Here is a 7,781-nt window from a genome sequence, read left to right as displayed (position 1 = left end):
TTCTTGTTGATCTCATCGACTACTGCCTTCACGTTGATACCGAGTGGTCCGAGCGAGGGTCCTAATGGTGGACCCGCTGTTGCCTTTCCGCCGGGTACTAAAACCTCGACCACTTCTGCCATAGTCTTTGCACCATGCCGTCCCGTATTTGCGGGTTCCGAGCTTGGGTCTGTTAATTTTGTTGGGAAGGAAGATAAAGGTGATCGTGGGCGAGGGGGGTGAAGAGATTAATGGAGGGAGGTTAAATCTTCTATTCACTATTCAAATATCCGTCTTTCTTTAGCGCATCCAAAACATCATCGCATAATTTTCGCTGGGCTTTTTTAATTTCTTCGGCCATATCATCTGCAATTTTCTTTAATTCTGGATGATTATCCCAATTAATTTCCCATTCCATAGTCGGAATTATTTCATTGGGATCTTTGATTTTGGCCTTCTCTTTTTCTTCAACAAAAAATGATAATGCAAAAAGAAGGTTACGTACGTTTCGCATAGCAACGATAGTTAATTTAAAAAATTCATGAACATCCATATGATATTCTGGATTTTTAATTTGCGTTTTTTCAGAACCATAAGGATATGTGATTTTTGTTGCATCTATGATATCATGTAAATTGAAATATCTATGAGTGAGATAATTTCTAATATCCACCATTTTTTTAAATTTATTATCTTGTGATGAAATCCCATAAATATCTTTTCTGATGCTATCCATCGCAACAAGATGGCGATTCCAAGAATTTTTCTCTAATAGATCGGTTTGCGTGAAGATCGATTCACCCCCCCAAAAATTTACTTTCGAGTCAAGCAATTTTAATTCTTCATAATCGTTTAAAAGAAAAGCAATTTTATCGAAAACATTCATTATTGAAACAAATGATTGTTGTAACAATTCCACATTGAAGAGGTAATTCAAACAATAATCAGGCTCATATCGCGGTTTATCTAAAAATTGCATCTCCTGTGGCCGATATTGAGCCAGTGCCAATAGCGCTCTTGCTGTTTTATACTCATCACGAATCGCAAGCCATTTTTTCATTAATTCGTATGGTTTCTGATTATCTTTTATCAAAGCAATAAATCGAAAATCGATCAAATCTCGTGATTTACATGAACATTCAGAACAATCGAAATGGAGATTTAAGAATAATCCATATTTTTCACAAAACACTTGATAGAATTCTTGATAACTTTTAGGAGAGTGATCGGATAAATTAAAATTTTCGCCAAGGACTGCACTTTTCTTTGGCATTACCTTTTTTAGAAATTCTTTCGGATTAAGTTTAGATTTATTTCTTTTAAAATAGGTCTCAACAATTTTTTTCAAGGCAGGATCTCTCGGGATATCCAGATTAAAAGTGAAATCCAATTTTAAAAAGACCATCGCGTGATGCATTAATAATTTTTTATCTTCTTCATTTGAGACAAAGTTTGAGAGATGCCAACAACACGTTCCACGTGCAGCCCAAGCATTATAATGAGTCGGATTTCTTACAATTGCATTATCATAGCATTCAATTCCTTCCAAATACCGTCCAAGGTAATTTAACGTATTTCCTAAATTGATCCAAACCTCCGGTTGATTATCCTCAATTTGTATAGACTTTTCAAATTGTGATTTGGCTTTTTCAAGATTCAAAATTATCTCCGGATTCAAATTCCTTTTATTTTTTATGAGATCAGAAGCGGCAATTTTTTGATAGGCATTTCCAAGGTTATAGAGATAGTGATATTGATTTTTATTGTCTTTTTCGAGAAGAATCTTCAAGTGATTAATGGCTTCAATAATTTCATGTTTAGTGTTACTTTCACCATTCCATCTGTCAATAAGAATGCAGGATTTGAGTGATCTAAAAGAGAGTGTATTTTTATCCTTTTTTGATAACGAATTTATCACTGCTAATGCTTCATCATACTGATAATTTTGATATAATTGTGATGATTTCTTATAGAGAATTTTCAATTGGTCTGACATCATTCATCTCAATTCTTTATTTAATAAATCATTCAAATTTTTAGAGCTGAACATACCTTTTCTTCATATTACGACTCCTATTTTTTTCTTGTTATCCTACATTCTATAGTGTCGCACTTCTTAAATTAATTGAAGTTCCTCGCCCAGCGAGGCCCTGACGAGGCGGCCGAGCGACCCCCATCAGGGGGTGGGTAAACTCGCTATTTTCCGGTGCTTAATCCCTGATGATAATGAGGGGGCCCCGGCCCGGCACTTTTCTCAAATGTGACCCCCCCCCTCACACTCTTCGCACATCCAAGCTCCACAAACCCGCTTAATTCTCTCTCGTAAAATCCACCCAAAACCCAACCAGAATCCGGGCAAAAATGTGAAGACCATGTAGGGGGTCACACGATCCCTTTTTGTAATTGGCGGCTTCATGCGATGTGCAAAGCCCTCATTTTCCTGATGTAATATTTATTGACAGGCCCTGATGCCCCGGATCACTTTGTACCCATGCAACCCCCATCAGTTCCCTGCCGGAAAAAAGGAGCAGCCCCCGGGTCAGGGCATCCCTCTCACTGCCCGGCCAAATATTCCCCGGCAAGCATCCCATAATACCGGCTCGACCGCCAGTGATCCCGGAGCCAGACATGCTCGCGGATCGTGCCCTCGTACCGGAGTCCGCCTTTTTCCAGCACATGGGCCGATGCCACATTAAGATCGTCACACTTCCCGTACACCCGGTGCAGGGACAGGGTCTCAAACCCGAACACCATGAGCGCCCGGAGAATTTCCGACGCGTACCCATTTTTCCAGTAGTCGGGCAGCAGGATGCACCCGACCTCTGCGGTGGTCGGCTGCCCGGGCTCGATCTCTAACATCGCAAAACCGGCGAACTCCCTGGTCCCCGGGATCCGGATCGCGAGCTCGTAATCCCTCCGGTCAGCCTGCGCTGCTTCATCGATCGCATGTTTCACGAAACCGGCGACCTGTTCGTCGTTCTCAAGCCATATGAGCACGTACCGCATGACGTTCCGGTCGCGGGCGAGGCGCTGCATGTCGGCGATATCCTGGCTGTTCATATCCTCCAAAATCAGCCGTTCTGTGGGAAGGGAGAATACCATTGAAAAACTCCGGGATGGCAGACGTTGGACTCCTGTACCGGAGGTCCTAGCTGTTTCCGGTGATCGTTTCGGACCGACACTGTATAACGCTGGCGGTGAGTGAAAAATATCCGGCAGCCCGCCTTATCCTTCCACCGGGGACTCCCCTGCCTTTGACCCGCCGGATGGTACGGTGGAGGGATAGAGTTCCTCTAGGGTCCGTGGCCGGTGATCCGCAAAGACCTCCCCGGCGTTCCACTTTGCCCCGAAGGCAAGGAATTCCATGAGGATCGGGATCGTGTCGTTCCCTTTTTCGGTGAGCTCCCACTCCACCACCCGCGGGCTCTCTTTTATGACCCGGGCCCGGATAAACCCATCCTCTTCAAGTTCCTGCAGCCGCAGGGTGAGGACGCGAGGCGTAAGGCCGGGAAGGGAGCGGCGGATCTGGTTGAACCGGGTGATCTTTTTCAGCGCGATATCACGGAGGATAAGAAGTGTCCACTTTTTCCCCAGAACACCGACCGCCGCGTGGATCGGGCAGGTCACAAACGGGACGGCCGGCTCCCCGGGGCGGGATACCGTGGGCGGGCAATGGTTCCGGTGCATGGTATACATTTGGTTCCTGCAATATTAAAGTGGTATTATTAGTATACTGGAACTAAGAACCCGCGAACAGGAATGTGGGGGAATTATAATGACGACTGTAACATCCGCCACGGAGACAGCGTACAGGGACGAGGGCGCGACAGCCCTTCACGGACAGGCACCAGGAGCAGAGGCGGAGGAATTCCACCGGGTTGCCGCGAGTCTTGTCGCCGCCCGAACCAAAGGGGAGATCGGGGAGATCCTCGCAGAGGAGATCGGCCGGTACACGCTCGCCGACCTCCAGGTCATCGGCGGGAGGCTGTACGCAGAGGTGGTCCGGCTGCCCCGCCCGTACCGCGACCAGGTCCACCCGTACATCTCCGAGCAGGTCCTTGGCGCATACCACCGCCTCCTCCTTATGCACCGCACCGATGCCTTTCTGTCCATGACCGGGCCCATCACTGACAGGGAAACTTTCGGGAAGTTCTGCGCCATGATCACCGATGGGTGCTTCCGGTGGGATGTGGCTGCGGAACGGACGCCATTTCCCTACACTCCAAGGCACCGGTTTTTCTATTACCTGGTATCGGCGTTCACGATCTTCGTGCTCGACCGGCCGGGCCACCCGGTGGGAATGCCCTTCCCCGGGGGCTACAAGGTGGAAGAGCGAGGTGGTACGTTTTACTGCCTCATCCGGGACCATGAAAAAGAGGTCCCCTTTTCGATCTGCAATTTCTGCCCCGCCCGCCAGACCCCGGGAATGTGAGACCCGGTCATTCACCAAAAGAGGAGGAAACAATGACACCGTACCATCAGGACAAAAAAGACAAAAACGATCCTGCTTCATGGATCGAGACTGCGATCCGGGAATTCTGTGAGACTTCCCCGGAAAACGATATGCATTATCCCGAGCACGAACCCCTCACCGATGAGCCGCTGGTCGGTTTCTCGGCCGGGGACGACCCGCTCTTCGGAAAGCTCAAACAGGATATCGGCGCACCGTTCATGACTCCATCCGAGCTGTTCCGGGCAGCGTTCCCGGGCACCGATGCAGATGCGGGGGATCTCACCGTTATCAGCTGGATCCTGCCCCAGACCACGCTCATCAAAGCTGAGAACAGCAAAGAGACGCAGTTTCCCTCGGAACGCTGGGCACGGGCCAAACACTACGGGGGCATATTCAACATCGCACTCATGAACCATCTCACCGGCATTCTGGCTGAACGGGGCATCCCGGCCATGGCCCCGATTCTTTCCCCGGCCTGGAAGATCGCGGCCTCGGAAAAATATGGCATTGCCTCATCCTGGTCCGAGCGCCACGCTGCCTATGTCTCGGGCCTTGGGACCTTTGGCCTCTGCGACGGCCTCATCACCCGGAAGGGCAAGGCCATGCGGTGCGGCTCGATCATTGCCCGCATCAAGATTCCCCCGACGCTGCGGCCCTATACAGACCACCACGCCTGGTGCCTCTATTATGCCAAAGGCAGCTGCAAGCTCTGCATCAAACGGTGCCCGGCAGGGGCGATCACGGAACAGGGACATGACAAGAACCGGTGCCGGGAGTACTGTTTCGGGGTTGCCCAAGACTATGTCCACAAACAGTACCACATCGATAATTACGGGTGCGGCCTCTGCCAGGCCGGCGTTCCCTGCGAATCGAAAAATCCCGTAAAGACGAAGGGAAGTGGCAGGAAACCGGCGTGAGCGTCGGCATGTATGCTTCTGGCCTGCTCATTCGGATCCGCCGCGATCTGGACACGCTTTCGGGATACATTGCCCGGATCGAGCAGGAGCGGCTGGTAAAAAGGGAGGATCCTTCGGGGATACCTGCATACCTCGGGGAATACAATTATGCCACGTACACTGAGATCCGGAACCGGGCTTCCGTGGAGCCGGATTTCCCCCTCGATTCTAGGATCGTTAAGGAATGTGAAGAGGCACTGGACCGTTACTTGGAAACGTATGCCCCCGGACAACCGGATCTGAAACGCTACGTGACCGCTCTCTCGCTCTACCTGATTTTTATCGCACACAGGCCGCTGCACCCAACTGACCTACCGATCTCTGATCATATCCGTATCGTGAAAAGAGGGAATTGGTACTACTGCACCGGGAAAAGACGGTACCGGGATGATCCTTTATCACTCTGTTGCTTCTGTGTCTGCCGGGCAGAAGAGGAAACCGTGCAGAGCACTGGCCCGGCAGTGTAGCCGGCGCCATGTGAGCGTATCAGATAACCTCCACATGGGGGTTCTCAACAGACTCCGGCACCACATCCGCTTTCCCGCGCCCTGCCTGCTCCTCGTGGACGAACCGCGAGCCGGTCATTGAGGCCAATATCGCGGCGATAACGGAGAGCAGGGCACCGATGTAGAATGAGAGCCGGAGCGAGGGCATGAAGGCATGTGCAAGCGTGGTCGGGAACCAGGTAGTTCCGGTCAGGGTCGTGATCGTCGCCGGGCTGATGGCGGCGACGGCAGACTGGGGCAGGCCAAGAAGGAGGGCATGGACCGGGTTGTAGCCCAAAAACGCGGCAAACAACGCCCCCGTCGGGGGAATAGAACTCATGGGAGCGACAAGCCCCGGCGCACCGGCGCTCGTCAGCGATGTCGCAAGTTCCGGGGGGAACAGCTGCGTCAGGCTCACGATGACGATAGTAAAAAACAGGGCCATGGAGATGACCATCCCGCTGTTCTGCAGCATCGACCGCATACCCGAAGCAACGCCCCGGTCCTCGGGGGGTACTGAGTTCATGATGGATGCAATGTTCGGCGATCCGAACATGCCGTTGCCGATGCCCATGATCAGGAGCGCGACGGCAAAAATGGGGTAATCGAAATTATAGGGCAGTGAGGCAAGGAGGATAAACGAAAGGGCAATCAGGAGCAGGCCGGACGTGGCAAACCAGCGGGCACCGTACTTGTCTGAGAGCCATCCCGAGAGCGGACCCATGATCACAAACCCGGCGGTGAGCGGCAGCATGAATATCCCTGCCCAGAATGGTGTCGATTCGTAGCTGTACCCGTGGAGCGGCAGCCAGATACCCTGCAGCATCAGGATCAGGATAAAAAACATGCCGCCCCGGGCAAGGGCGCTCAGGAACCCGGCCGTATTCGCGAGCGAGAAGACCCGGATCTTGAAAAGGTTGAGCCGGAACATCGGATCCTCGACCCTGCTTTCGATGATAGGAAACGCGATCAGGAGGAGGATACCGATGCCGATCGCTGCAAGAACCCACGGGTTGCCCCATCCCATCGGGTCGTTCCCGTACGGGAGCAGGGCATATGTGATACCGATCAAAAGGATCGTCAGCCCTGATACAAAGGTGATATTCCCCCAGACATCGATCTTCCGGGCCTTTTTCGGAAGCGGGGTTTCTTTGAGTTTGAGGTACGCCCAGACCGTGCCGAGGATACCGACCGGCACGCTGACGAGGAACACGTACCGCCAGTTATAGAACGCGAGGACACCGCCAAGGATCAGGCCCACGAACTGGCCGGACAAAAAGGATATGGTATTGAGCCCCAGTGCCTTGCCCCGCTCATCAGGAGGAAAGGCATCGGTAAGGATGGCGGCACTGTTGGAGAAGGTAAACGAGGCCCCAACTCCCTGGACGAGGCGGAACACAATAATCTCAAGGGCGCCTGTGCTACCCTTGTCCGGCGTAAGAAATAGCAGGATAGATCCCAGCGTGAAGATGGCAAACCCGAGATTGTAAAGTTTCACCCGCCCATACATATCCGAGAGCCGGCCACAGGAGAGGAGGAGGGTGGCAGTTACGAGGCTGTACCCCATCAGTACCCAGATGAGGTACTGGAACGAGGTGAGCGGGTCGATGTTGATGCCGTTGAAGATCGCAGGGAGCGAGATGAGGGTGATGCTCCCGTTCACGGATACCATGAACATCTCGATGGTTGTGATCGAGAGGACGATCCACTTGTAATCGATCCCTTTTCTGGGTCCTGTTCCGTCATCTGTGGTTTCGTTTTTTTCCATGAAATCGGGCTGCCCCCGGGATCATCCGGGCATTTTCCTCTAGCGGGTAAAATATTCTTTACAGGGTAGATCGTCTGGAACTATAATGTTTCCAGTCCTCCTGCAGGTAGGGGCATGGCCGACAAGGGTATCTGCAGGGT

General features: G+C 51.5%; 7 protein-coding genes and 1 pseudogene. 3 read left to right on the top strand and 5 right to left on the bottom strand.

The window, feature by feature from the left end; genetic code table 11:
- The 4 genes and pseudogenes from rpl11p to WCE46_RS09095 form a co-directional block, all read right to left on the bottom strand.
- A pseudogene (gene rpl11p, locus WCE46_RS09110) lies at positions 1-122 on the bottom strand (50S ribosomal protein L11); the annotation flags it as partial.
- Between the two features lie 128 nt (positions 123-250).
- On the bottom strand, positions 251-1,978 hold the full coding sequence (locus tag WCE46_RS09105) for an LA2681 family HEPN domain-containing protein (protein ID WP_424733389.1): 1,728 nt from the start codon (positions 1,976-1,978) through the stop codon (positions 251-253).
- Between the two features lie 554 nt (positions 1,979-2,532).
- On the bottom strand, positions 2,533-3,081 hold the full coding sequence (locus WCE46_RS09100) for a GNAT family N-acetyltransferase (protein WP_424733388.1): 549 nt from the start codon (positions 3,079-3,081) through the stop codon (positions 2,533-2,535).
- Positions 3,082-3,204: 123 nt separating this feature from the next.
- Positions 3,205-3,666, bottom strand: coding sequence for a winged helix-turn-helix transcriptional regulator (locus WCE46_RS09095; RefSeq protein ID WP_424733387.1), 462 nt, complete (start codon positions 3,664-3,666; stop codon positions 3,205-3,207).
- Positions 3,667-3,754: 88 nt separating this feature from the next.
- On the opposite strand from WCE46_RS09095, the gene WCE46_RS09090 reads away from it, so the two are divergent.
- The 3 genes from WCE46_RS09090 to WCE46_RS09080 are packed head-to-tail and all read left to right on the top strand — an operon-like array spanning position 3,755 to position 5,855.
- Complete coding sequence (locus WCE46_RS09090; RefSeq protein ID WP_424733386.1) at positions 3,755-4,411, top strand: DUF2115 domain-containing protein; 657 nt, start codon at positions 3,755-3,757, stop codon at positions 4,409-4,411.
- Positions 4,412-4,443: 32 nt separating this feature from the next.
- On the top strand, positions 4,444-5,349 hold the full coding sequence (locus tag WCE46_RS09085) for an epoxyqueuosine reductase (RefSeq protein WP_424733385.1): 906 nt from the start codon (positions 4,444-4,446) through the stop codon (positions 5,347-5,349).
- Complete coding sequence (locus tag WCE46_RS09080; protein WP_424733384.1) at positions 5,346-5,855, top strand: DUF2115 family protein; 510 nt, start codon at positions 5,346-5,348, stop codon at positions 5,853-5,855. Before WCE46_RS09085 ends, WCE46_RS09080 begins: the two co-directional genes overlap by 4 nt.
- A 19-nt stretch (positions 5,856-5,874) precedes the next feature.
- On the opposite strand, the gene WCE46_RS09075 is transcribed toward WCE46_RS09080, so the two are convergent.
- Positions 5,875-7,641 (bottom strand): MFS transporter, encoded by a 1,767-nt coding sequence (locus WCE46_RS09075; RefSeq protein WP_424733383.1) that lies wholly within the window; start codon positions 7,639-7,641, stop codon positions 5,875-5,877.
- Between the last annotated feature and the right edge of the window lie 140 nt (positions 7,642-7,781).

Origin of the sequence: Methanoregula sp., assembly GCF_049690535.1 — an archaeon.
Lineage (GTDB): Archaea > Halobacteriota > Methanomicrobia > Methanomicrobiales > Methanospirillaceae > Methanoregula.
This window is presented reverse-complemented; position numbering and strand designations above follow the sequence as displayed.